The organism is Rhizobium sp. BK376, assembly GCF_004341625.1.
Taxonomy (GTDB): domain Bacteria; phylum Pseudomonadota; class Alphaproteobacteria; order Rhizobiales; family Rhizobiaceae; genus Rhizobium.
Genome location: NZ_SLZG01000002.1, coordinates 147,292 through 172,172, shown reverse-complemented (window position 1 = coordinate 172,172; position 24,881 = coordinate 147,292). Strand labels below are relative to the sequence as shown.

Genomic DNA, 24,881 nt, shown 5'->3' with positions numbered 1-24,881 from the left:
AAGCAAAAGCAAAACCTCAGAGGAGCATTTGATGACCAACGGATTTCTAAAACGCGCGGCACTTGCCGCCATGCTCGCCACGAGTTCGCTCGTGCCGGCCGTCGTGGCTCACGCAGCCGACGAAGCTGCCCCCGGCGCCAAGATCATCGTCACCTACAAGGACGATATCGCCACCCTCGACCCCGCCATCGGTTACGACTGGCAGAACTGGTCGATGATCAACGCCATGTTTTCGCGCCTCATCGACTATCCCGCGGGCACGTCGGAGTTAAAGCCTTCGCTCGCCGAGAGCTACACCGTTTCGGACGATGGCAAGACCTATACGTTCAAGCTGCGCGACGGTGTGAAGTTCACCAACGGCCGCCCGTTGGTTGCGTCGGATGTCAAATATTCGATCGAGCGCACTGTCAATCCGAAGACGCAAAGCCCAGGCGCCGGCTTCTACCACTCCATATCAGGGTATGATGCGATGACATCAGGCAAGGCGGATTCGCTCGACGGCGTGAAGGTCGTAGACGACCACACCGTCGAATTCACGCTCACCCAGCCGGATGCGACCTTCCTCAACGATCTCGCGCTCAATTTCGCCTCGATCGTTCCGAAGGAAGCCGTTGACGCCGCCGGTGGCGATTTCGGCAAGAAGCCGGTTGGATCGGGCGCCTTCATCCTGAAGGAATGGACCGTCGGCCAGCGCCTCGTCTTCGAAAAGAACCCCGACTACTTCGTAAAGGATCGTCCGCGCATCGATGGCTATACCGTCGAAATCGGTCAGGAGCCACTGGTCGCGCTGCTGCGCTTGCAGAAGGGCGAGGTCGATATCGCCGGCGATGGCATTCCGCCGGCCAAATACCTCGAAATGAAGAAGTCCAAGGACTTCGAAGGCATGATCGTTGACCGCCAGCAGCTCGAAACGAGCTATGTGACTCTCAACACGCAGGTCAAGCCGTTCGACAACGTCAAGGTCCGCCAGGCCGTCAACATGGCGATCAACAAGGACCGCATCATCCGCATCATCAACGGTCGCGCCGTGCCTGCAAACCAGGTGCTGCCGCCGCTGATGGCCGGCTACGACAAGGACTACAAGGGCTATGCCTATGATGTCGAGAAGGCCAAGGCGCTGCTCGCCGAAGCCGGCCTGAAGGACGGCTTCTCGACGGAGCTCTACACATCCAACACAGATCCGCAGCCGCGCATCGCCCAGGCGATCCAGCAGGATCTGGCGGCCATCGGCGTCAAGGCCGAGATCAAGGCACTCGCCAACCCGAACGTGATTGCAGCAGGCGGCACGCAGGGCCAGGCAGCAATGGTCTGGTCCGGCGGTCTCGGCTGGATCGCCGACTTCCCGGATCCGTCCGACTTCTACGGACCGATCCTCTCCTGCTCCAGCGCTGTCGCCGGCGGCTGGAACTGGTCGTGGTACTGCAACAAGGACATGGAGCCTCGTGCCCAGGCCGCAGACGCCCTGCCGCTGCCCGCCAAGGCAACCGAACGCAACGCCGAATGGGGTAAGATCTTCACGGAAATCCAGGAAAAGGATGCACCGTGGATCCCGGTCTTCAACGAGCGTCGCGTGGTCGCAAAATCGAAGCGCATGGGCGGCGAAGACCAGATCTATATCGATCCGACCCGCGTCATCGATTACGACGCGATCTACGTGAAGAAGTAAGTCTGGATTGCGCGGCAGCCCCTCATCCGGCTGCCGCCACCTTCTCCCCGCAAGCGGGGCGAAGGAACAAGTGGCGACCTCTTCGTCCCTCTCCCGCCCCTCTCAGGGCACGTCCCCTCTCGGCGCGAGCGGGGAGAGGGTTAGGGGCGAATATCTAGATACGGAGAAATTCCCATGTGCATCGTATGCACCCACACCATTCACCGCGCGCAGCACAATTTCGGCTGGAACCGCGACTTCGAGCCTGCCCTGGTCGCCAAGCCGGGCGAGACCATCCATTTCGAATGCCTCGATTCCTCAGGCGGACAGCTTGGCGACGGCGCCACGCTAGACACGCTGAACAATCTCGATTTCGAGAGGATCAATCCCGTCTCCGGTCCCATCTATGTCGAAGGCGCGATGCCCGGCGATGCGCTGAAGGTGACGCTCCGCCGCTTTATTCCGTCGGGGGTGGGCTGGACAGCCAATATTCCGGGCTTCGGCCTTCTGGCCGACCAGTTCCCCGATCCGGCCCTGCACATGTGGAAATATGATGCGAACAGCCTGACGCCGGCCCTTTACGGCCCCGGTGGCCGCGTGCCGCTGAAGCCCTTTGCCGGTACCATCGGCCTTGCTCCCGCCGAGCCGGGCCTGCATTCCGTCGTCCCGCCGCGCAATGTCGGCGGCAACATGGATATCCGCGATCTCTCGGCCGGCGTGACGCTCTACCTGCCCGTCGAAGTCGAAGGCGCGCTCTTCTCGATCGGCGACACCCATGCCGCCCAGGGTGACGGCGAAGTCTGCGGTACCGCCATCGAAAGCCAGATGAACGTCGAGGCAACCCTCGAACTCGTCAAGGACGCCAGGCTGAAGAGCCCGCGCTTCACCACGACCGAGCCCGTGACCCGCCATCTCGACGGCGCCGGCTACGAAGTCACGACCGGTATCGGCCCTGACCTCATGACCGGCGCCCGCGAAAGCCTGATGCGCATGATCGACCTCCTTGGCGCCGAACACGGCATGAGCGCGGTCGATGCCTATCTGCTCTGCTCCGTCTGCGGTGACCTGCGCATCAGCGAAATCGTCGACGTCCCGAACTGGGTCGTCTCCTTCTACTTCCCGAGGATCGTGTTCGCGTGATGCATGCCCCTTCCGCCATCCCCTCCGTGCTCTCGGTTCGCGAGCTCAGCATCGACGCCCGTACCCCGGAGGGGCGGCGGCGGGTCCTGGATCACGTCGGCTTCGACCTGAAGGCCGGCGAGACGCTGTGCATCGCCGGCGAGTCCGGCTCGGGCAAGTCGGTGACGTCACTCGCCATCATGGGGCTGCTTCCCAAGGCATCGCTCCAGATTGCGTCAGGCAGCATCCTGTTCGGCGACCGCGACCTTGCAAAACTTTCCGACCGGCAGATGCGCAGGATCCGCGGCGGCGATATCGCCATGGTCTTCCAGGAACCGATGACATCGCTCAACCCGGTCATATCAATCGGCACCCAGCTGATGGAGGCGATCCGCGAGCATCAGGGCACGGAAGGCGGAACCGCGGAAGCAACCGCACTGCGCATGCTCGACGCCGTGCATATCACCGATCCGGCGCGGCGGCTGAAACAGTTCCCGCACGAACTTTCCGGCGGCATGCGCCAGCGCGTGATGATCGCCATGGCCCTCTCCTGCCGCCCCAAGGTGCTGATCGCCGATGAGCCGACGACGGCGCTCGACGTGACAGTGCAGGCGCAGATCCTGAAGCTCATGCGCGAGCTGAAGGCCGAATTCGGCGCCTCGATCATCCTCATCACCCACGACATGGGGGTGGTCGCCGAGATGGCCGACCGTGTCGTCATCATGCAGAACGGCCAGATCGTCGAGGACGGCAGCGCACTCGCCGTGTTCAAGCAGCCGCGGGAAGACTACACCAAGCAATTGCTGGCCGCTGTCCCGAGGCTCGGCGCGCTCTCGGGCACCGATGGCCCGCCACGCATCACCCCGGGCATTGCTTCGGAAGCGCCCGCGGACCGGAAGCCAATCCTGAATGTGCACGGCCTGAACGTCACCTATGGCAGCCAGGCAGGCTGGCTGTTCAAGGGCAAGGCGCCGGCAGCGGCTGTCGACGACGTCTCGTTCGATATCCTGCCGGGCAAGACGCTCGGCCTCGTCGGCGAAAGCGGCTCCGGCAAGTCGACCACAGGCAAGGCCGTGCTCGGCCTGATCCCCTTTACCGGCAGTGTCACGATCGACGGCCAGGAAATCGGCGGCCTTGGACAACGCGCCATGCAGCCTATCCGCCGCACCGCGCAGATGATCTTCCAGGATCCCTATGCCTCGCTCGATCCGCGCATGAGCGTCGGCGCAGCCATTGCCGAACCGCTCGTCATCCATGGCCTCGGCGGCAAGTGGGAACGACAGGACACCGTGGCCGAGCTGCTTCGCCGCGTCGGCCTGACGCCGGATGCAGCAACGCGCTATCCGCACGAATTTTCCGGCGGCCAGCGCCAGCGCATCTGCATCGCCCGCGCACTGGCCCTGAAGCCGAAACTGATCGTCGCCGACGAAAGCGTGGCCGCCCTCGACGTGTCAGTACGCGCCCGTGTACTCGACCTGATGCTGGAACTGCAGGAAGAGATGGGCCTTTCCTACCTCTTCATCTCCCACGACATGGCTGTTGTGGAGCGCATGTCGCATCATGTCGCCGTCATGCGCGGCGGCCGGATCGTCGAAACGGGCACACGACGCGAGATCTTCGAAAATCCGAAGGACGAGTACACGAGGACGCTGATGGCCGCCGTTCCGATCCCGGATCCGGAAGCCTATCGCAAAATCGCCTGACGGACTTTTCCCGGCTTTCGGCCAAAAACTCTTCTTCCACTCATTGCGGTGGCGGCGTCTGCGCCCCACCTCTCTGTTTCAAGTCAAACGCAACACGCGAGGAAGAGACATGTCCGTGAAGCTGATGAAGATCCCCGGCCCCGACCACCCGATAACAGTGGAGCCGAGCCGGTCGCATGTGGTTGTCAAGATCGCCGGCCGCACGATCGCCGACACGAAGGATGCGCTGAGGCTAAAGGAAGCCTCCTACCCCGCGGTCTTCTATATTCCGCGTGGGGATGTCGACATGTCGATGCTGGAGCGGACGGACCATGAGACCCATTGCCCCTACAAAGGCGACGCCTCCTATTACAGCATTCCCGCCGGCGGCGAGCGTTCCAGGAATGCGGTGTGGACTTACGAGACCCCGCATGATGCCGTATCGGAGATCAAGGACCACCTCGCCTTTTATCCGGATCGTGTTGACGCGATCGAGGAATCCCCGATAGCCTGATGACCTCGTCTCACCGCCTGCAATCCCACCTCAAAGGACCCCCGACGTGATCCATGTCATCGCCATACTGACTGCAAAGCCCGGCAAGCGGGCCGAATATCTGGAACTGTTCCAGGCCAACGTCCCAGCGGTGCATGCCGAAGACGGTTGCATCGAATATACCACAACCGTCGATGTCGCCGGCGCCGATCCGGCATTCGGTCCCGATACATTCGTGGTTGTCGAAAAGTGGGCGAGCATGGCTGCGCTGAAGGCACATGCGGCTGCACCGCATATGAAGGCGCTCGGCGAGAAGACCGCGCACTTGGTCGCCGCCCGCGCCGTGCATGTTCTGGAAGCCGCTTAAAGTATTTGCGCCGGCAAAATGCTGTCGGCGTTCAGGTTCTTGACGACCTTCGATCGAAACTGGACGTCATCCTCGGCCTTGTGCCGAGGATCTGCTACATCCGATAAAATCAATCCGTTGCAGATGCTCGGGACAAGCCCGAGCATGACGGAGGGGTTGTCGGCTCTTCGGCTGGCTTCACCAACCTGATCAGGCCGGTTTCCCGGTCTTCAGATGCTGCTCGAGGAACGGCAGATTGTCCTGCCCCCAATAGAGTTCGCCATCGATCATGAAGGTCGGGAAGCCGAAGACGCCCTTTTCGATCGCCTGGTCGCGGTCTGCTTTCCACTTCGCCTGCACGTCGGCATCCTGCTCGCGCTTCAAGAGTGCGGCGCCATCCAGGCCGGCAGCGTCGGCAAGCTGCTTGCGAACCTCGGGGTTGCCGATGTCTTCTGCCCGCGTCCAGAATGCCTCCTGAAGCGCCAATGTCAGCGGAATCCACGGCTTGCCGTCGAGGATCGCGGCAATGACCATGAAGGATGCGGGAGTGGCATCGCTCAGCGATCCACGGCCATCCATCTTCATGTTGCGGCCACGCACGCGGCTCCAGCGTTCCAGATCCTTCAGCCAATAGAGCCTGCGCGCATCGGGACGATTGCGTGAATAGATGCCGCCGTTTTCCTCGACGACAGTCGTCAGATACGGACGAACCTCGGCACCCATGCGCTCGGCCAGCTCGGCAAACGGCTTCAGGCCGATGAAGGCCCAGGGAGAGCTGATCGAAAAGAAATAGTCTATGACTTTGGCCATTGCCTGTTTGTCCTGTTGAAAGAGAAATCGAACGCGGGTGCATGATCGACAATCGCGACGGGTTCGCAAGCCCGTTCCGCGATCAAATTAGCGTTTTGAATCAATGATCGAAACTGGATTGGTCAGCCCAGGATCTTCCCGATGAAGTCACGCTCCTCGACAATTCCGTTCCACTCGTTCGGATGGAAATCGGAATCATAGATAAGCGTATAGGGACCTCGGTATCCCGCAGCTTCGGAAAGTTCGACGCAGCGCCGATAGTCCTCCGCATCCATGCCGCCAGCGCCGTAATGCGCCTTGGCATGGCAGAGTTCGGCCTTGCCCATGATCTGCGCAAGCTCGTCATATTTGCCCGGTCCCGTCCAATTGCCGAAATCGCCGTTTAGACCAACCTTGCCATCGAGCGCGCCAAGCAACCTGTTCACCTCGCGCGCACCCGGCAGCAAAGCGAACCAGTTTTCGGTGACGATGCGAATGCCGGACCCTTCCGCCTGTTGCGCCAGCCAACGCAGATGGCCCTCGGCGCGGGCAAGCGCCTCTTCGGTCGGCTGCGCCTTGCCGGCGATGACTCGCATATTCTCCGCCTTCAGCGCCGAGGCGATTGGAATCCAGCTTGCGATCCACTCGGCATCGCGCGCGGCCGTCTCCGGATTGCTGAGATCACCATCCTCGACAAGCAGCGTCTGAACGCGAACGCCGGCTTGCACAAAGGCATCGGACAGTTCAGCAAGATAGGATGCCGAAAGCGTCGGCAGATGGAATGAGCAGATTTCCAGCCGGGATAGTCCGTGATCGCGCAGGGCCACAGGCAGATCGATGAGGTCGACCGAGCCCTCCCCATAGGTCGGCCGCCGCTCCGGCTCACGCTCTTCACCCGGTCGATACGGATAGGTCACGCCCAGCGCGCGATGCAGAGACCATGTCGAGACGGCAAAGCGGTCGGTCTTCGAATTATCGGTCATGTCAACACTTCCTCCATGATGCCAATCCGTCGATCGACCTCCATCCGATCGGCGAAAGAACGAACCCTGCGGTTCGCGTCCGGTTATAGCGCGACCGCTCACCCGCGTCGCATGCGAATATCAGCCATGCGAAAATAACGGTCCGATCAGCCATCAATAAAGATTGCATTCAAATCAGTAGGATACTATCTAATAGCTTATGAACGATGACCTCAAGAAATCCTGGACCGAATTCGCTCCCCTGCTGCTCGCCTGCGGCCGGGGATGGAGACGCGCGCTGAACGTCATGCTGATGGAACACAATCTGTCGGACGCCACGGCAACGCCGCTGATCATGCTGCTGCGCCATGGCGATCTCGTGCCCCAGGGTGTGCTTGCGGAACGCGTCGGCGTCGAAGGCCCGACACTGGTCCGCGTGCTCGACGGCCTCGAAAGCGACGGCCTCATCTGCCGCGTACCGGCCGATACCGATCGCCGCATCAAGCTGGTGCGGCTGACCGAGGAAGGCACCAAGGTCGCCGAGCGCTGCGAAGCGGAAGCCGCGGCACTGCGGGAAAAGATGCTCGGCGATATCGATCCCGAGCGCGTAGGCGCCGCCCTCGAGGTGTTGCGCATCATCGCCACTAAATCGGCAACATTTGGGGGGGCTCAGGACAGCGATGAATAGATACGCCATTCTCTGGCCCGAAATTCGGGATGTCGTCTTCTCCCTGAAGACCTTCGCAGCGGCAATGCTGGCGCTGTTCGTCGCGCTTTATTTCGACCTGCAGAATCCCTATTGGGCCGTGGGAACGGTCTACATCGTCTCGCACCCGCTTTCGGGCGCCAGCACCTCGAAGGCGATCTATCGTCTGCTCGGAACCGCCATCGGCGGTGCCATGACTGTCATCCTCATACCGAACCTAGTGAATTCTCCCGTGCTACTGACACTGGCGATTTCGCTATGGATGGGCATCTGCCTCGCCATCAGCTTGCTGGATCGCACGCCGCGGAGCTACACGTTCATGCTCGCCGGCTACACCACCGCGCTGACAGGCTTTCCGATCGTCGACAGCCCCGATACCGCCTTCACCTATGTCACTGCTCGCGTCATCGAGATTGCGGTCGGCATCATCTGCGCCGCCCTCGTCAGCCGCCTGATCTTCCCGCGCCATGCCGGTCCGGTCCTTGCAGACCGCATCGATGCCTGGATGAAAGATGCGACCACGCTGGCGACAGCTACGCTGAAAGGCGAGCGCAACGATCCGGAACTGGCTTCGACAGCACAGAAAATGGCCGCCGATGCCGTCGACCTGCATGGCTTCACCACGCATGTTGCCTATGACACGTCGGGACACAGGGATCTCGTCAGACTGGCGCGCACGCTGCAACGTCGCATGGTCGCCATGCTGCCGATCGTGTCGGGCCTCGCCGACGTGCTCTCCGCCTTGTCACGCGCAACGAACGGCCAGCAAACGCCCGCCATCGTCGAACTGAAGGAGCGGACCGCTCTCTGGCTCGAAAGCGGACAGGCGCTGTCGGAAGACAAGCGGGCGGAATTCCTCGACATCATCGCCCGCGCAGAGACCGAAGCAGCCGCAATGCCGCAATGGCAGGAACTGCTCGTCCACAATGCCGTCGCCCGGCTGCGCGACCTTATCCAGATCTGGAGCGACTGCATCGACCTGAAGCAGGATATCACTGCTGGGTCTCGTCATGACCTGAGATGGAACCGTTTCGGCTCCTCTCTCGACAAGCGGCCGATGCACAAGGATTACGGCATGGCGCTCTATTCCGGTGTTTCCGCAATGCTTGCAACCTTCATCGCCACGGCTTTCTGGATAGCAACCGGCTGGTCCCAGGGCAGTGCCGCAGCCATGATGGCCGGTGTGCTCTGCTGCATCTTCGCGACAACGGACGACCCGACGCCGATGATGAAGCAATTCCTCTTTGCCAGTATCGCGGCGGTCGGATGCGCCTTCGTGCTCGAATTCGCCGTCTTCCCGGCCATACATGGCTATGTCATGCTTCTTGCTGCTCTGGGGCTGGTGCTGATCCCCGTCGGCACCTTGATGGCGCGTCCGTCGACCATGCTGGTCGGCATGGGTTTCGGCGTCAACCTGCCGAGCATGCTGGGCCTGCAGGGCCGCCTCAGCCTTGACCTGGCATCGTTCCTCAATTCGAACACCGCACTCGTCCTCGGCTTGATCATCGCCTGCGGAACGACCGCGCTCGTTCGCTCGGTCGGTGCCGAATGGAGCGCCTTCCGCCTGCTGCGCGCCGGCTGGACGGATATCGCCGCTGCCGCCCGCAAGCCGCAGGGTTCCGACGTAACCGCACTCCTGCACCGCATGGTCGATCGCCTCGGCCTGCTCGCTCCCCGCCTGGCCGCGCTGCCTGCCGACTCCTACGTCGTTCAAAACGATGTGATGAAGGACCTGCGCAATGGGCTGAATACGGTCGAGCTTCAGCGCCACAAGCAGCTGCTTCCCCAGCCTAGCCGCATGGCAATCGACGACGTGCTCTCCTCGGTCGCCTCCTTCTATCAAAGGAAGCAACAGAAGACCGAAGCCGCCCCGGACAATAACTTGCTGCAAACGCTCGACCATTCGCTGAGCGCCCTCAGCGACAACGGATCCTCGTCGGCGGCAGATGGCGCCCGCCGCGCTCTGACAGGCCTGCGTTACAGCCTGTTCCCCGATGCGCAGGACTTTGCGGCAAACGAGAACCGCCCGGTTGAAAAGCCCGGCGAACAGGACCTGAAGGAGCATGCGGCATGATCACCGATGTCAATATCTACGGCGTGTACATCCCGACACTCGCTGCCATCGCCCTCGTCTGCTTCTTCCTAAACGCAATTCTGAGACGGGTGCTCGCCTATATCGGCTTCTACCGCCTCGTCTGGCATCGACCGCTGTTCGACACGGCGATGTATTTCTGCCTGCTCGGCGTCATTACGCTGTCAATCAATCGGATACCGCTATGAAATCGTTCTTCGCTTTTCTCGGTCGCTTCGTGCTGACCGGTGTCGTCGTCGTCTTTGCCGGTGTGCTTGGATGGCACCTCTGGGACTACTACATGAACGAGCCATGGACCCGTGACGGCAAGGTTCGAGCCGACGTGGTTCATGTCGCGGCCGACGTTTCGGGCTTCGTCAGCGATGTCGAGGTCAAGGACAATCAGACGGTCAAGAAGGGCGATGTCATCTTCCGCATCGACTCTGCCCGCTTTGATCTGGCGCTGCGCCAGGCCGAGGCGCAGGTTGCCGGCGCCCAGGCAGCGCTCGACATGGCTAAAAGCGACCTCGATCTTTACCAGAAGCTCGGCGACGGTTCTGTCACCCGCCAGAAGATCCAGCAGGCGCAGACGACTGTCCAGCAGGACGAAGCGGCGCTCAGCCAGGCCATCGTTTCTCGCGACACCGCGCAGCTCAATCTCGACCGCTCGACCGTGCGTGCGCCAGTCAACGGCATCCTCACCAACTTCTCACTGCAGCCCGGCAACTATGTCACGGCCGGCAGCGCGGTAACCGCCCTGATCGACGGTGATTCCTACTACATCGCCGGCTATTTCGAGGAAAACAAGCTCGACCGCATCAAGGTCGGCGATGCCGCCATCGTCAACCTGATGGGCAGCAAGAACGGCCTCAAGGGCCACGTCGTTGGCGTTGCCGGCGGTATCGAGGACCGTGAGCGCTCCGATACATCGAGCTCGCTTGCCAACGTGACGCCAACCTTCACCTGGGTCCGGCTCGCCCAGCGCGTGCCTGTCCGCGTCGCACTCGATGACGTCCCAGCCGATACGGCACTCGTTGCCGGCCGCACTGCAAGCGTCACCATCGTCAACTGACATCGAGCCACGCTCGATTGTTGTCTCGCAATATTGAAAAAGGCCCGGCAGGGAACAGCCGGGCCTTTCCACTTCTCTGATCGGAGGTCAATCGGATCAGATTAGAATCTGCTAGAAAGGGAACCGGGACCGGGCTGATCCTCGTCGTCAGCATCCAACTGATTTGGTTGCGATTCGAGTAACCGGGCCGTCCGCCTTTCCTTACGGAAGGCCATATGGGGGATTCAATTTTGCACAACAAGATTGCGGACGTCAGATTTTGGCAAAAAGCAAGACAGCATTACGATGCGTTGCATAAAGATCACGTCACGCAACCTTCACAAATAGAGAAATCAATTAATATCAATTAGATAAATATCGGCCCGCCAGTCTACGGGGTTCTTCGTACGGCAACTATAACCAGAAAAAATAAGCTCCCTTCGTATTGCAGAAATCAGCGATCGGCAGAAGTTTTCTGTGTGACGACCCTCACACGAAAGGCCCGGACGACAGCCGGGCCTTTTCATAGTCGGGGCAGCAAAACCTACTCCGCAGCCGGGGCTTCGGCCTCGATGTTGATAGCAGCGTGCCGCCGACTTGACGTTGCCTGCGCCAGCCCGAAGGCAATCAGCGCGCAGAGTGCGATGCCGATCACCATCGGTAGTGCCGTCCCATCGAAAAAGAGGCCGGAGATAGTCATCGCGACGGCGGCCGCCACGAATTGCAGCGTTCCCATCAATGCCGACGCCGTGCCGGCAATCGCGCCGTGATCCTCCAGCGCAAGCACGCCGGTCGTCGGGATAACCAACCCGAGGCAGCCGAAGCCGACGAACAGGAAGGCGGCCATGACAGGCAACTGATTGAGCCCTGCGCTCATCACGATGACCAGTGCCACCATCGCAACGGCGAAAGCGATCACCGCGATCCGCATGACGCGGACGAGGCCGAACCTGTGGCCAAGCCAGCCGGTCAGCTGCGAGACAGCGAAGAAGGATACGGCATTGATCGAGAACGCGAAGCTGTATTCCGTCGGCGTCAGGCCGTAATGCTCGATCAGCACGAAGGACGAATTCGCCAGATAGACCAGAAATCCGGAAAGCCCGAAGCCGCCGATGAATGTCATCGCGAGGAAATGACCGTCCTTCAACAGCATTCCATAGGCCCTCATGGCGCTGCCGAGATTGCTTCCATGGCGATCGGCCTTCGTCCGCGTCTCCTCAAGCTGGGTCGAGAGGAGAACTAGCCCGATGGCGGCGGCGATCGTCACTGCCCAGAACACACCACGCCAGCCATAGAAGCTGATGACGGCGCTGCCGGTCAGCGGCGCGAGGATCGGCGAGATGCTGAAAACCAGCATCAGCAGTGACATGAGCTTGGCGGCCTGAACGCCCGTGTGCATATCGCGCACGACCGCGCGCGGAACAACCATGCCGGCGGCTCCGCCGATGCCTTGAACGAAACGGAACGCGATCAGCGTTTCGATATTGTCGGCGAGCGCGCAACCGACGCTGGCGACGGCAAACAGGCCGATACCCATGTAAAGCGGCAGCTTGCGTCCCCACATGTCCGAGATGGGACCATAGAGAAGCTGCGCAACCGCAAATGGGATGAAGAAAAACAGGAGGCTAAGCTGCACGACACTGGTCTCGGCGTGCAAGTCCTTGCCGATCGACGGCAACGCCGGAAGATACATATCGATTGCAAAGGGACCGATGGCCGATAGCAGACCGAGGATGAGCGCCATGCGAAAGAAGGATGTCGTCATGATGATGATCTTTCAAGAAGGCGCAACGCTTAGCGCGTCGCATCGCTTTTGGCGGAGTTTCAATGGATTGGTCGGGCAAATGCGATGACTTGGGAGAACCACGCATCCCGTTGGTACTCTTCGTCCATAAACTTGGACACAGGTGTAAAATTAGACACTATTGTCTAAAACGTCAACACGTCTTATCTTCCGCTTATGAAAGATCGAATTCCCTCGGCACGAAAGGCAAGCGGGCATACCCAGCGAGGCCAGTTCGCCAAGCGCGTCTCCATTTTGGATGCGGCCGCTGACGTCTTCTGCCGGGAGGGTTTCTCCGGAGCGAGCATTGACGAGATCGCGATGGAGGCCTGCGTTTCCCGACAGACGATCTACAATCACTACCGCGAGAAAGAGACGCTCTTCATGGCGGTCGTGCAGGACGTCATGGACCGCGCCAACGCCGCGCTCTTCTCTGTCCTGGCAACATTCCCCAGCAATGCGGACGATCTCGAAAACGAACTGACAGCCTTTGCCGCCGGACTTATGTGCAACTGCTCCTGCAATCATGATGGAAAATTCCTCCGCCGCCTGGTTCAGACGGAAGGCGAGCGCTATCCGCACCTCTTCGAGGCCTGGCGTAAGCAGGGTCCAGGTCGGATCGATGCGGCGCTTGCCGCACTCCTGTCGCGCCTTTCGCGGCAGGCCAATCTTGATATCGATGATTTCGATCTTGCGGCACGACAATTCCTCGCACTCGTCAATGCCGATCTGCAGATGATGCTCCTCTTCGGCGAAACGCCGAGCGACGAGCAGATCCAAACCGCGGCTCGCAAGGCCGTGCAAACCTTCCTGCGCGCCTATACAAGGTCATCGGACAAAACAGCGGCAGCGAATGAGAAGCAATTACTTCCGGGGTAATTGGCGCTCATCCAGCCTGGGTTGCATCTTCCGCCGGCAAGGCAAAGATATCCACGGGCTCGCCCAATCCCCGAAGCGGGAAGGAACCGAGGCTTTCCAGCTCCGACTCGCATTTTGCCATTTCGGTGAAAGCCTTTGAGAGCAAAACCGGCCGCTTGATATCCTTCGTCAGCGTCTCCAGCCTCGAAGCGACATTAACGGCCGGACCGATGACGGTGAAATCCAGCCGCTTGCTCGAGCCGATATTGCCGTACATCACGTCTCCGACATGGACGCCAACGCCATAGTTCAACACCGGACGCCCCTTGCCGGCATTCTGAGCGTTGAGAGCGGCCATCGCCGCCTGACCTTCTCGGATGGACTGCAGGAGATCGGCACAGGCCGTCGGCTTGCTGAGCGGAAAAATAGCCAAGAGGCCATCACCCATGAACTTCAATATCTCGCCGCCATGCCTTTGGATCGGGTCACAGATGGCGTCGAAATAGGCGTTGAGCAGTTCGATCACATCGTCGCGCGGCCAGAGATCGGAAATGGACGTGAAATCGCGCAGATCACATATCATGATCGCTGCACCAACCGTCACGCCGCTGCCGCGTGTCGTAGCACCCGCCAAGATCTGTTCGCTGGCATGCGGCCCGACATATGTCTGCAATAGCGTCCGCGCCATCACATTCTTCAGCCTGATCTCGCTGACTAGCGTCAGGGCAGGCAGCAGATCCCTGAGGAAAGCGATATCCTTCTCCGCAAAGCCACCGGGCCTGTCGCTCGAAAAAGTCACCACGTGACGCTTGCCGAACGTGTGATGGATCGGCCAGGCGACATAGTCGGTGAGGCCATCTTCGCTGAGTTCCAGATAAAGCGAATTCACCTCAGCATCTTTTGGGAGACCTTCGAGACGCTGACGCACCTCTTCCGATCCACTATAGATTACGTTGACCGGACTGTTCTGAAATTGCGGAGTGGTTTCGACGCCGTATCCGAACGTCGTTATCTTCGCCTCCGTCAAACCGGTGCGCCATAGGATGCGTGCGCCGAGCCACTGCGGATGATGCGTTCTGAAATGCAGCGTCGCCCGCGCGACCGGGACCCCGGCCTCAGAAAGCCGCCGGCACATCTCCACGAAGATATTGTCGATGAAACGCTCGTTGCGCGTGTCCGTGATCAACCAGTCGAGAATGCTGTGCCGCTGAGCCGGCCACACGCCGTCCTCTGCGGCAGCCGCTCGAGCGGTATTGTCGTTGAGAGGTTCCATGATGCACTCCGTATTCTCGTCCAGACAATAGGATTGGGTGGCTGCTGCGTAATGTGGGGGATTGGCCCGGCTTTGATAAGTGGTGAAATCTGCATTCAGAATTCCGCCACAGATGCCGATGATGGATGGCGGGGTCAACAGTTCGATTTGCATTGCCCCATCGTCGCCCAACCTTCCGTTAAGGCATTCTTCAGACATGGCCTTGGTAAACCGCAGGCGAACTCTATATCCGACATGTCATATTTAAAGGAGAACCCGATGAAAAAGACCATTGCAGTATTGCTTGGCGCGGCAGCCCTAACGCAGGTTTGCATCTCGAGCGCAAATTCTGCAGACCTGGTGACGACGCGCCCACAACAAACGGATGTCCAGGGCGGCGTAAAGATCGGATACCTCGACTGCTTGATCGGCCCCGGCGTGGGCTACCTTCTCGGTTCCTCGAAAACCGTCGACTGCACATTTCATTCGAGCTTCGGAGGTGACCGTGTCGATCATTATTCCGGAAGCATTCGTAAATTCGGCGTCGACCTCGGCTTCACGACGCGCGGACGGTTGATCTGGGCTGTGTTCGCGCCGACATCGGGCTATCACCATGGCTCGCTGGCCGGCCTCTATCAGGGCGCTACCGCTGAGGCCACCGTTGCAGCCGGCGTCGGCACCAACATCCTCTTCGGAGGAACCGAGGGCTCGATCCATCTTCAGACCATCAGCGTAACCGGTCAGCTCGGCCTCAATGTCGCGGCAACCGGCACCTCGATGACGCTGACGCCGGAAGGCTGATAGCGGTTCGGGTTATTTCTATTATTATTTGGCCGCGACGCCGTCATCTTCGTCGCGGCTTTTCCGGTCGCCGTTTTGGCAACCTTATTTTTGCTTCCAAGATTATTGAAGGCTGATGCGGATTGGCGGAAAGCCGCGGGGCTATTCAGCAGGCCCAGCTGAACCAATAGATTGGTAAAATTTCGTCCGCCTTACGTGCTTGTCCGCTATGTTCCTGACGACGCAGGGAATGGGACGGAGGTTCTTAGCCACGAGCATCGTCATTGCCATACGGGCGGGCGTATGTGTGTTACCCCATTCCTCACATTCAGTAGTTGTGCGAATGGTAGCCTGCTATCGATTATTTTGCAAATGTCTTGGCAGCTCTTTTTAGGATCGTTGAATCACGATGCTGCTACCGGACTAGGGGTGGGTCAAAGCACGCGATGGATATGATGCTTGATATGCAGATCCGGCATCAATCCGGCGCGCCAGGCATGGCGATACCCGTCCCGCGTGGCATGAAAAGACAGGACCCACATTATGGCGCTGAGGAGAACCACGATGATATAAATCTGGAGGCGCATGGTTTCAAACTACACAGCGAATGTGGCCAACCCGTAGCCTAAGGACGGCGCAAAACAGAGACCACAAGCCTTGCGCTCGCAAGGCCTGGAATTCATTCAACAATTTTAAGCTTGAATGGTAGCGGGGGGCGGAATTGAACCGCCGACCTCAGGGTTATGAATCCTGCGCTCTCACCAACTGAGCTACCCAGCCATGAACAACAATGCCGTTTGCAAAGCGCCCGGCCCGTCGAATGAGCGGCTTATAAAGGGCGTCTCGCCTTTGTGTCAAGCATGTCATAGAGAAAAAGGCCGCGTTAAAGCCCGGCCTTTTCCAAAGAATTTTATGCAGCAACCGGCTGGCAAAGGAGGGCCTTGAGCGAAGCTTCGGCCGCAGGTTCGCGCTCCGAACGCTCGATGAAGCCGCCGCCGTAGACACGGGCATCGTCACCGGGCGCGGAATAAAGCGCGCAGGCTTGTCCGGGCGCCACACCGGCCTCGCCGACCGTCAGGTCGACATAGACGCCAGTCTCGTCGGCATGCAGAACGGCAGGCGCAGGCGCGCGGGTCGAGCGCACCTTGGCATAGCAGGCGAACCCCTCACCCGAAGCAGCGACCGAGAGCGGCTCGTCGCCCAGCCAATTCACATCGCGCAGATAGACACGGTGGGTCTCCAGCGCCTCTTTCGGCCCGACGATGACGCGGCGCGAACGGGCGTCGAGATAGACCACATAGAGCGGCTCGCCGGTTGCGATGCCGATACCGCGACGTTGGCCGATCGTGTAGTGCAATATGCCCTCGTGGCTTCCGAGCACGCGGCCATCGAGATGAACGATCTCGCCGGCGAGCGCCGCATTCGGCTTCAGCTTGGTGATGATGTCGGAATATTTGCCCTGCGGCACAAAGCAAATGTCCTGGCTGTCCGCCTTCTTGGCAACGACGAGGCCCATCTCTTCGGCCAGCTTGCGTGTCTCAGACTTGGGCAGTCCGCCGAGCGGGAAACGTAGATAGTCGATCTGCTCCTGCGTCGTTGCGAAGAGAAAATAGCTCTGGTCGCGATCGGCATCGGCCGGGCGATAGAGTGCACGACGACCGGGATTGTCGGACGAAGGATTGGGGCGCGACCGGATGTAATGGCCGGTTGCCAAGGCATCGGCGCCGAGTTCCTTCGCCGTCGCCAGCAGATCGGCAAATTTTACGGTCTGATTGCAGGACACGCACGGGATCGGCGTCTCGCCAGCAACATAGCTTTCCATGAAGGGATTGATGACGGTGTCGCGGAAACGCTTCTCGTAATCGAGCACATAATGCGGAATGCCGAGCGTCTCGCAAACGCGGCGCGCATCGTCTATGTCCTGGCCCGCGCAGCAGGAGCCGGCGCGATGGACGGCCGCCCCGTGATCATAGAGCTGCAGCGTGATGCCGAGCACGTCATAGCCTTGCCGTTTCAGAATACCGGCAACGACGGATGAATCGACGCCTCCCGACATGGCGACCACGACGCGGGTATCTTCCGGCTTCTTGTCAAAATCGAGCGTGTTCACGGCTACCTACCGTCGATGCTTTCGTCACAGTGTTCAATTGATAATGTCGATCCGTCGAGTGTCATGCAAATGCGGCGGATTTCATGCTGCCAGCCGCCGGGAGATGACCAGCCGCCGGACTATTTCCTGACGGATATAGAAAGGATTGCCCTTGCGCGCAAGAGTTGGCCGTCACGACGCACTTTCACGGCAGTCCGGGCAACTGACCGTTACAAAGAACCTGTCCCTGGATAGCGCTAACACCAATAATAACGGGAGGTGTAACGCCGATGTTACGCACAGAAGAGACAGAGGCAGCTATAGTGAAAGAATTGATTTGCTAATTGTGAGTGAAAATACCCGAGATGACGTCGCATCCCAATGAACGAGAACAGGAACTTGCTGCTCTTGCTAGACTTGTAGCCTCTGCCCGCGATAGTGCCGAAGAGATCGGCTTCGAGAAAGTCGCTGAATCCCTGAACATAGCCCTGGTCGCCCTGTTGGACGAAATCGGCGAGCAGGCCAGGCCGGACATTGCTCTCGTTCCGCAGAACGACCACATCCCAAACTGATAGAGTGAACTGATGGCGAGACTGTCTCGCCATCAATCTTGGCATCTGATGCGGCTCGATCAGCCGTCCATGAAACCGCCGGCGACGGAAGCGCTGGACTGTGCGGTAACCGCTAGGTTGACGCCCTTCACGATGGTGGTTCCTGCCGCGCGCAGCTTGTCGACGGTCGCCAGCTCGCCCTGCGTGGGCTTGCCGATTTTCGACACCGTGCCAGCACCCAAATCAGCGATCCAGAGGTCGCTTTCGCCTTCAATTCCGAATACTACAACATTCGCCATGATTATCTCCTTTGATTTAACTGGATTTACTTGAAGCCCGCACTTTTCAGGCCTTCGAGGTAATGCGCCTTCTGCCAATCTTCTTTGAACGGCACAATTGACATCCATTTCTCCAAACTAAAGTCTGGATGAACCTCGAAGGTACTCGCTACAAACTGTTTTGCTTTTTTTGCGTTGCCGAGCATGCCCCAGCTCGCCGCCGCAAGGCGGTCTGCCGGAAGCTTATCTTTCATTTGGTCGATATAGCCGAGCGCATCCTCGTATTTTTCCAGCGAATAGCTCGCTCCGGCGGCAGTCCAGAAATATTCATCAGGCGCGAGCGGATTGAGATCCAGGGCCGCCTTGATCTTCTCCAGCCCCTCGCCCGGTTGGGATGCCTGCACCAGCGTGTCGGCATGGCTCGCCAGAATATTGGCATGGTTGGGGCTCAGCTTTTCCGCAGTGCTGAGGAACGCGATGCTCTCGTCATATTGCCTCTGGTAAAGCTTCACCACGCCGAGTTCACGATATCCCGGCGCCAACGAGGAGTTTGCGGTGATGGCGTCATTGGCATGCCGTTCCGCCAGCGACAGAAGTTCGCTGTCGCCACGAGCAGTCAGAAGCCATTCGAAGAAGAAACTCCGCGCTAGGCCGCTCAAGGCCGGCGCAAAGCTGGACTGCTCCTTCAGGGCCTCGCGAAAATGCCCACGTGCTCGGCGAACACGTGCCAGATCGAGGAACGTCAGCGTCTGCTGCCCGATCAGGAAATGCTTGTAGGCCGCAGCATTTTCTTCGAAGAAAAGACGCTGCAGCTCATTTCTCTCGACCTGTCTCGAAATCGCCGACGCTATCTTGCCCGCAAGTTCCCTGCGCGAGTGGATGAGGCCCGCTTCGGCTATATTGAAACGATCCGCCCACACGATTTCGTCGTTCCCGAAGAATATCAATTGGGCGAAAAGCGTATGCCCCTGAGCCTCATCGGTTATCCGCGTCTCGAGCACGTAGCTGATGCTATGTCGCTCATAGCTTTGGGATTTGTTCGCGCGGCCTGCAATCTGCGCGGCCGTATAAGGCGCAAGCACCGAAACCGATCGTAACGCACACAGGCCGATCGTCACATCTTCCACAAGCGCTGCACCATAGGCGTCGGCGCTGTTGCCGCTGATTTTCGGCGGAAGGAGAACCATCCTCGGGGGCCGCCTGGTTTCGCCCTCGAGCTGAATTGCGGCTGCAGCAGCCTCGGCAGGAAGCCGGCGCCCAGCCTGCAATCCCCTGACGTCGAGACCCCGTTCCTCCTGCCCGTAACCTTGATAGTCATAGATCGACGTTATTGCCGCGCGAACGGTCTCGTCTCCGGAATCCCGGTCGAGAAGCCGCATGGCGACCGTCTTGAAAACCGACCTATGCGCCTCGGGAACAGCTTCCGCAGCCCCCAGAAAGGCTTCGCGCAGCATGGCAAAACATTCATTGCGGCGATCTTCGATCCAGCCGTTCAGCGTCTCATCGTGAGCCCTGACATCTGAAAGAAACTCTTCCTGAAGCAACCCGGCCAACTTGAGAAAGTGATCGAGCGGCGAAACACCCTCTACAGATGTCAGTTCGTCTATATCGTGCCGGAACGCGGACTGCGAAACTGCGACCGAGCGACTGTCAAATTCGAAAGGCCGGAAATCGAGCTGCGCCTGCCGGTCGCTGATGCGGCTTACGGTTTTTCTTAAGTTCGCAGAGGCCTGGGCCTGATCGACATCCGCCCAAAACTGGCGAGCGATTTCCGTCCGCGATTTCCGCTCCCAATTCTTCAGGCACGCATGCGCAAGAATGAGCAGCCCCTTTTCCGGGAACGAAACGGTATTTCCGGCTCCATCGACAAGCCGCAACCGACCAAGTGTTACGAGTTTGAATTCGGGCTGTGTCATGCCCTCACCTTTCGGTATTCATGCAAGATTGCGCGATCGGTTGCATCATTGTCCACCGATCAGGAACGATATCTTGGGCGTGCCTGGACCAAGGCTTGAACGACCAACATGAGCTGCTCACGAAGATCGGGATCCGTTATCTTGTGCATTGCGTTTCCCAGGTTCAACCCTTGCGGTGGAACGTCAGGTTCACGATCGGTCCCGTAGACCCCATTCAACGTCAAAGGCTGCTCCGGTTCTTGCTGAAAAAAATACATGGCAGGAACAAGAAGTATTTTCCCGATCCTCTGAAGCAGAGCAGCGCCGATCGGCTTTGCACCTATTTCAAATTCCTCCAGGTCCCGAATTGCAAGGCCTAGGTCCCCGGCAAACGTTGCGGCTTCAATCCCCAGAGTTAGGCGACGTGCCCTTACGCGGGATCCAATAAATCTGTTGATCGAATCAGACGCCATATCGTTCACGTCCTGGGCGGCAATGGATGCACTCTGCTGTATCCGATGCGGATATGCAACCTCTGCGTCTGGTTGCCAAGTAAAATTCACGTAGAAAGACACGCTGACGATCGACCGCAGCCTTGGTTGCTGAGAAGCGCTTGCCGCTGGTACCGCTTACTTCTGGTTCCACCTGCGGACAACCGGCTCCGTGAGATCGTGCTCATAGCCAAGAACGCTGATGCTGGCGGTGTCGAGCGCAAAATACGCGCCGCCTTCCGGAGGCAGGCCCAACCAGCGTGCGGCAAGCACGCGCAGAAAATGTGCGCTTGAAAACACCAGGATCGTGCCTTCGGTCCGTCTGAAGTCACCGATGATCCGGTCTGCGCGCGCACCGACATCCGCCGCCATCTCGCCCCGCGGGCAACCGTCGCGAAAAATCTGCCAGCCGGGCCGTTCAGCGAGGATTTCCTTCGTGGTCACGCCCTCATAGGCGCCGTAGTCCCATTCAGCCAAATCATCCTTGACGATGCGGTCCGCGCCGAAACCGGCAAGCGCGCATGTACTCGATGCCCGCTGGGAAGGGCTCGACCACACGACAGAAAAGGAAAGCCCCTGCAGACGGTCGCCGACCTTCCGGGCAGCCTCCTCGCCGGCTTCTGTCAAAGGTATGTCGCTGCGACCGGTATGTTTGCCGGATCGGCTCCATTCCGTTTCACCGTGACGGACGAGATAGATTTCGGGAAACGCGCTGCTCATCTGACCCACCTTTCGATCGCGGATGGCACTTGCAAGCGCCGCTATCCCTTCATCGCATTCGAAAGGTTGGCTGTCGAGAGCTGACTGCTGTCATGCACAATCAGGGCACTGGCTTAAAGGCCAGATCGGATCGACGTGGATTGTTCGGCCCGTACCGCTCAGCGGGACCCCGCGAGCGAGGCAAGCGGCGAAACACCATTGGTGATGACATCGGGCGATGTCCTATTCACCATGGGAATGGTCATGACTGCTGCCATCAGACCCGCGACGAACACGGCTCCATATATCATCTGTCTGATCGCCAATCCGTCCGCCTCCCATGACTGCCGCTTTCACAACTTAGAGATCGAGACTGACATCAGGCTGAACGGGGCCGCTGATGCATTCAGTGCTGGGCGAGTGAAGCAAAAGCTTCGCTTCATCGATCGTTGAGAGATGCTCCCTGCACCCCAGACGGATCTTCAAGTCCGATATCGCGCCTGAGATGAGCACTGACCTCCTCCGTGGATTGGCGCGAAACCTCTGGCGCCCTTCGGAAGAACAGACGAAAAACACTCCCCCGTCGCCATCGAAATCTCCACCAGTAGATATAATATTCTTTCATGGAAATCGTCGTGCTCCCGATGAAAGAACAGCTATGCATCCAATTTCATAGCTCTTATAATGAAGCTTTCCTTTCTAGACATGAAGGATTTTCATGCCAAGGCCGCTGCCACCCATCGCCGCGTTGAAGGCTTTCTGCGCCATTACCGACACCGGTGGTTTTGGTCGGGCGGCCGAGCGTGTGGGTCTCACCCAAACGGCCGTCAGCCATCAGATAGCCCAGCTCGAGGAATGGATCGGCGGCGCGCTTCTGGTTCGCGGCCGCAGAGGCGCCACCCTTACGCCACTAGGGGCCTCTCTCCATCCCGCCGTGTCGCAGGCAATCGACCAACTGGAGCGTGCGCTCCATCAGGCGCGTTCGAATATCAGCAGCCAAACGTTGACACTGTCTGTCACCCCGGAATTCTCCAGCGGCTGGCTGGGTCAGCGCCTCAAGGATTTCTGTCAGCGATACCCTGAGGTCGTCCTCAATCTGACCGTGACCTACCGGCGTCCGGATTTCGACCAGCAGGATATCGATCTTGCCATCAGTCTGGGACCGGAGACCCCCGGCCTGGTGGGAGAACCACTCTTCGCCGAGGAGGAATTTGTCGTTTGCGCCCCGAAATATCTCGGGCGACTTCCCCCGCGCGGCGCGATTGCCTCGGCGCCCCTGCTCAGGTTTGCGGGCATGCGCCATGCCTTGCTGGATTGGCAGCGTTGGTACGAGCAGGTGACCACGGGGGAGAATGAGGAACTCGCTTCGTTCCATATCGCCAAAGCAGTTGCGGATGGCCCCGACTTCGATTCTCTCGAGGAGATGCTGCAGGCCTGCCGACAGGGCGCCGGATTTGCGCTCGTCCGCACGTCTCTTGTGGCAGACGACCTGCAGAAAGGCAGCCTCGTCCGCTGCTTCACCGAAATCCAGCCGGCATCGCTGAACTACACGCTAATCTATCCTGCAAATGCGCTGAAGCGCCCTGTCATAGCGCTGTTTCGCAACTGGCTGATCGCCCAGCGGACCATCGCCGCGTCATAGACAAGAAAAACCCGGCGCAGCTTTCGCCACGCCGGGTTCGCATGTTTCCCTTGGGAGGAGAAATCAATCGACGTTGAAGGTCAGCGGCTTTGCCTGGCGGATAGCCGCATTGGCGGTCAGCTTGGCCAGAACTTCATCGCTGACAGGCGCATCGACATAAAGCAGAGCGATGGCGTCGCCGCCCTGCTTGTCGCGGCCGAGCTGGAAGTTGGCGATGTTGACGTTGGCTGAACCGAGCGTTGTGCCGATGAAGCCGATCATGCCGGGGACGTCGGTGTTAGTGACATAGACCATGTGATTGCCGACGTCGGCGTCGAGATTGATGCCCTTGATCTGGATGAAGCGCGGCTTGCCGTCGGAGAAGACGGTGCCGGCAACCGAGCGCGTCATGCTTTCGGTCGTGACCGTCAGCTTGATGTAGCCGTCGTAGACGCCGGTCTTGTCGCGCTTGACCTCGGCAAGAACGATGCCCTTTTCCTTGATCATGATCGGCGCCGAAACCATGTTCACGTCGGCGACCTGGCTGCGGATGAGGCCGGCCAGCAGCGCCGAGGTCAGCGCCTTGGTGTTCATGCCGGCAGTGACACCGTCATAGAGGATTTCGATTTCCTTGATCGGCTCGTCGGTGACCTGGCCGACGAAGGCGCCGAGAACGTCGGCAAGCTTGATGAAGGGCTTCAGGATCGGCGCTTCCTCGGCCGTGATCGACGGCATGTTGATGGCGTTCGAAACAGCACCTTTCACGAGGTAATCTGCCATCTGCTCGGCAACCTGCAGGGCAACATTTTCCTGGGCTTCCGTGGTCGACGCGCCAAGATGAGGCGTGCAGACGACGTTCGGCAAGCCGAAGAGCGGGCTTTCCTTGGCGGGCTCGACTTCGAAGACGTCGAAGGCAGCACCGGCGACATGTCCGGCCTTGATGGCATCGGCAAGCGCCTGCTCGTCGACGAGACCGCCGCGAGCGCAATTGATGATGCGCACGCCCGGCTTCGTCTTTGCCAGCGCTTCCCTGTTGAGGATGCCGCGCGTCTTGTCCGTCATCGGAACATGCAGCGTGATGAAATCGGCCTGGGCCAGCAACTCGTCGAGCTCGACCTTGGTGACGCCCATTTCCTCAGCGCGCTCCTTGGACAGGAAGGGGTCATAGGCGAGAACATGCATGCCGAGACCGATCGCCTTCTTGCAGACAATACCGCCGATATTGCCGGCGCCGATGACACCCAGCGTCTTGCCGGTGATTTCGACACCCATGAAGCGTGACTTTTCCCACTTGCCTGCCTGCGTTGAGGCATCGGCGGCAGGCAGCTGGCGGGCGACGGCGAACATCAGCGCGATCGCGTGTTCGGCTGTCGTGATCGAATTGCCGAAGGGCGTGTTCATCACGATGATGCCGCGCTTGGAAGCGGCCGGGATGTCGACATTGTCGACGCCGATGCCGGCGCGGCCGACGACCTTGAGGTTCTTGGCGGCTTCGATGATCTTTTCCGTCACCTTCGTGGCAGAGCGGATGGCAAGACCATCATAATTGCCGATGACTTCGAAAAGCTTGTCCTTGTCCTTGCCGAGCTGCGGCTGGAAATCGACTTCGACCCCGCGATCGCGGAAGATCTGGACGGCGGTTTCCGACAGTTCGTCGGATACGAGAACGCGAGGTGCCATTGGGGGCTTCCTTCAAAAGTGTTCAGCGATGAATCGAATG

General features: G+C 59.5%; 23 protein-coding genes and 1 tRNA gene. 13 read left to right on the top strand and 11 right to left on the bottom strand.

All coding sequences use genetic code 11. The features are described from left to right. The first annotated feature begins 31 nt into the window (after positions 1 to 31). The 5 genes from EV561_RS05375 to EV561_RS05355 all read left to right on the top strand — a co-directional run bounded on the left by EV561_RS05375 (position 32) and on the right by EV561_RS05355 (position 5,306). A complete protein-coding gene (locus EV561_RS05375) occupies positions 32 to 1,666 on the top strand; it encodes an ABC transporter substrate-binding protein (protein ID WP_132518416.1) in 1,635 nt (544 codons plus the stop codon). A gap of 174 nt (positions 1,667 to 1,840) precedes the next feature. Continuing rightward, on the top strand, positions 1,841 to 2,785 hold the full coding sequence (locus EV561_RS05370) for an acetamidase/formamidase family protein (RefSeq protein WP_132518414.1): 945 nt from the start codon (positions 1,841 to 1,843) through the stop codon (positions 2,783 to 2,785). Then, entirely contained in the window at positions 2,785 to 4,467 is a 1,683-nt protein-coding gene (locus EV561_RS05365) for an ABC transporter ATP-binding protein (protein ID WP_132519838.1), read from the top strand. The genes EV561_RS05370 and EV561_RS05365 overlap by 1 nt, the downstream gene beginning before the upstream one ends. A gap of 109 nt (positions 4,468 to 4,576) precedes the next feature. Continuing rightward, on the top strand, positions 4,577 to 4,960 hold the full coding sequence (locus tag EV561_RS05360; protein WP_132518412.1) for a DUF427 domain-containing protein: 384 nt from the start codon (positions 4,577 to 4,579) through the stop codon (positions 4,958 to 4,960). A gap of 46 nt (positions 4,961 to 5,006) precedes the next feature. Further along, positions 5,007 to 5,306, top strand: a complete 300-nt coding sequence (locus EV561_RS05355) for a putative quinol monooxygenase (RefSeq protein ID WP_132518410.1) — start codon at positions 5,007 to 5,009, stop codon at positions 5,304 to 5,306. 189 nt (positions 5,307 to 5,495) lie between these two features. On the opposite strand, the gene EV561_RS05350 is transcribed toward EV561_RS05355, so the two are convergent. Next, positions 5,496 to 6,095 carry a DsbA family protein gene (locus EV561_RS05350; RefSeq protein WP_132518408.1) on the bottom strand — a complete coding sequence of 200 codons (600 nt, stop codon included), beginning with the start codon at positions 6,093 to 6,095 and terminating at the stop codon, positions 5,496 to 5,498. A 122-nt stretch (positions 6,096 to 6,217) separates the two neighbouring features. Further along, complete coding sequence (locus tag EV561_RS05345; protein ID WP_132518406.1) at positions 6,218 to 7,057, bottom strand: TIM barrel protein; 840 nt, start codon at positions 7,055 to 7,057, stop codon at positions 6,218 to 6,220. A gap of 199 nt (positions 7,058 to 7,256) precedes the next feature. On the opposite strand from EV561_RS05345, the gene EV561_RS05340 reads away from it, so the two are divergent. The 4 genes from EV561_RS05340 to EV561_RS05325 are packed head-to-tail and all read left to right on the top strand — an operon-like array spanning position 7,257 to position 10,885. After that, on the top strand, positions 7,257 to 7,724 hold the full coding sequence (locus EV561_RS05340) for a MarR family transcriptional regulator (protein ID WP_132518404.1): 468 nt from the start codon (positions 7,257 to 7,259) through the stop codon (positions 7,722 to 7,724). After that, positions 7,717 to 9,816: an FUSC family protein gene (locus EV561_RS05335; protein WP_132518402.1), complete on the top strand. Its 2,100-nt coding sequence runs from the start codon at positions 7,717 to 7,719 to the stop codon at positions 9,814 to 9,816. The genes EV561_RS05340 and EV561_RS05335 overlap by 8 nt, the downstream gene beginning before the upstream one ends. Beyond that, positions 9,813 to 10,022 carry a DUF1656 domain-containing protein gene (locus tag EV561_RS05330; RefSeq protein WP_132518400.1) on the top strand — a complete coding sequence of 70 codons (210 nt, stop codon included), beginning with the start codon at positions 9,813 to 9,815 and terminating at the stop codon, positions 10,020 to 10,022. Before EV561_RS05335 ends, EV561_RS05330 begins: the two co-directional genes overlap by 4 nt. Continuing rightward, a complete protein-coding gene (locus tag EV561_RS05325) occupies positions 10,019 to 10,885 on the top strand; it encodes an HlyD family secretion protein (RefSeq protein WP_132518398.1) in 867 nt (288 codons plus the stop codon). The genes EV561_RS05330 and EV561_RS05325 overlap by 4 nt, the downstream gene beginning before the upstream one ends. 523 nt (positions 10,886 to 11,408) lie before the next feature. Here the strand turns inward: EV561_RS05325 and EV561_RS05320 are convergent. Then, positions 11,409 to 12,629: a multidrug effflux MFS transporter gene (locus EV561_RS05320; RefSeq protein WP_132518396.1), complete on the bottom strand. Its 1,221-nt coding sequence runs from the start codon at positions 12,627 to 12,629 to the stop codon at positions 11,409 to 11,411. 195 nt (positions 12,630 to 12,824) lie between these two features. On the opposite strand from EV561_RS05320, the gene EV561_RS05315 reads away from it, so the two are divergent. Continuing rightward, the gene (locus tag EV561_RS05315; RefSeq protein ID WP_132518394.1) at positions 12,825 to 13,526 is read left to right on the top strand and encodes a TetR/AcrR family transcriptional regulator C-terminal domain-containing protein; all 702 of its coding nucleotides are present in this window, start codon (positions 12,825 to 12,827) and stop codon (positions 13,524 to 13,526) included. Positions 13,527 to 13,533: 7 nt separating this feature from the next. Here the strand turns inward: EV561_RS05315 and EV561_RS05310 are convergent, their stop codons facing one another. Next, positions 13,534 to 14,778 carry an adenylate/guanylate cyclase domain-containing protein gene (locus tag EV561_RS05310; RefSeq protein ID WP_132518392.1) on the bottom strand — a complete coding sequence of 415 codons (1,245 nt, stop codon included), beginning with the start codon at positions 14,776 to 14,778 and terminating at the stop codon, positions 13,534 to 13,536. Between the two features lie 258 nt (positions 14,779 to 15,036). Here EV561_RS05310 and EV561_RS05305 point away from each other — a divergent pair, with 258 nt between their 5' ends. Then, positions 15,037 to 15,558 (top strand): DUF992 domain-containing protein, encoded by a 522-nt coding sequence (locus EV561_RS05305; RefSeq protein WP_132518390.1) that lies wholly within the window; start codon positions 15,037 to 15,039, stop codon positions 15,556 to 15,558. Between the two features lie 682 nt (positions 15,559 to 16,240). On the opposite strand, the gene EV561_RS05300 is transcribed toward EV561_RS05305, so the two are convergent. Together EV561_RS05300 and mnmA are read right to left on the bottom strand one after the other, a co-directional pair. After that, positions 16,241 to 16,317, bottom strand: a tRNA-Met gene (locus tag EV561_RS05300). 130 nt (positions 16,318 to 16,447) lie between these two features. After that, positions 16,448 to 17,647 carry a tRNA 2-thiouridine(34) synthase MnmA gene (mnmA, locus tag EV561_RS05295; protein WP_132518388.1) on the bottom strand — a complete coding sequence of 400 codons (1,200 nt, stop codon included), beginning with the start codon at positions 17,645 to 17,647 and terminating at the stop codon, positions 16,448 to 16,450. Positions 17,648 to 17,991: 344 nt separating this feature from the next. Between mnmA and EV561_RS05290 the strand changes: the two genes are divergently transcribed. Then, positions 17,992 to 18,198, top strand: coding sequence for a hypothetical protein (locus EV561_RS05290; protein WP_132518386.1), 207 nt, complete (start codon positions 17,992 to 17,994; stop codon positions 18,196 to 18,198). Between the two features lie 59 nt (positions 18,199 to 18,257). Here the strand turns inward: EV561_RS05290 and EV561_RS05285 are convergent, their stop codons facing one another. The 4 genes from EV561_RS05285 to EV561_RS37080 all read right to left on the bottom strand — a co-directional run bounded on the left by EV561_RS05285 (position 18,258) and on the right by EV561_RS37080 (position 21,866). Then, complete coding sequence (locus tag EV561_RS05285; RefSeq protein WP_132518384.1) at positions 18,258 to 18,476, bottom strand: hypothetical protein; 219 nt, start codon at positions 18,474 to 18,476, stop codon at positions 18,258 to 18,260. 26 nt (positions 18,477 to 18,502) lie between these two features. Continuing rightward, complete coding sequence (locus EV561_RS05280; RefSeq protein WP_132518382.1) at positions 18,503 to 20,371, bottom strand: hypothetical protein; 1,869 nt, start codon at positions 20,369 to 20,371, stop codon at positions 18,503 to 18,505. Between the two features lie 608 nt (positions 20,372 to 20,979). Continuing rightward, positions 20,980 to 21,561, bottom strand: a complete 582-nt coding sequence (locus EV561_RS05275) for a histidine phosphatase family protein (protein ID WP_132518380.1) — start codon at positions 21,559 to 21,561, stop codon at positions 20,980 to 20,982. A gap of 158 nt (positions 21,562 to 21,719) precedes the next feature. Then, entirely contained in the window at positions 21,720 to 21,866 is a 147-nt protein-coding gene (locus EV561_RS37080) for a hypothetical protein (protein ID WP_165927750.1), read from the bottom strand. A gap of 392 nt (positions 21,867 to 22,258) precedes the next feature. On the opposite strand from EV561_RS37080, the gene EV561_RS05270 reads away from it, so the two are divergent. Then, positions 22,259 to 23,182, top strand: a complete 924-nt coding sequence (locus EV561_RS05270; RefSeq protein WP_132518378.1) for a LysR substrate-binding domain-containing protein — start codon at positions 22,259 to 22,261, stop codon at positions 23,180 to 23,182. Positions 23,183 to 23,245: 63 nt separating this feature from the next. Here the strand turns inward: EV561_RS05270 and serA are convergent, their stop codons facing one another. After that, complete coding sequence (serA, locus tag EV561_RS05265; protein ID WP_132518376.1) at positions 23,246 to 24,841, bottom strand: phosphoglycerate dehydrogenase; 1,596 nt, start codon at positions 24,839 to 24,841, stop codon at positions 23,246 to 23,248. Positions 24,842 to 24,881 lie beyond the last annotated feature (40 nt).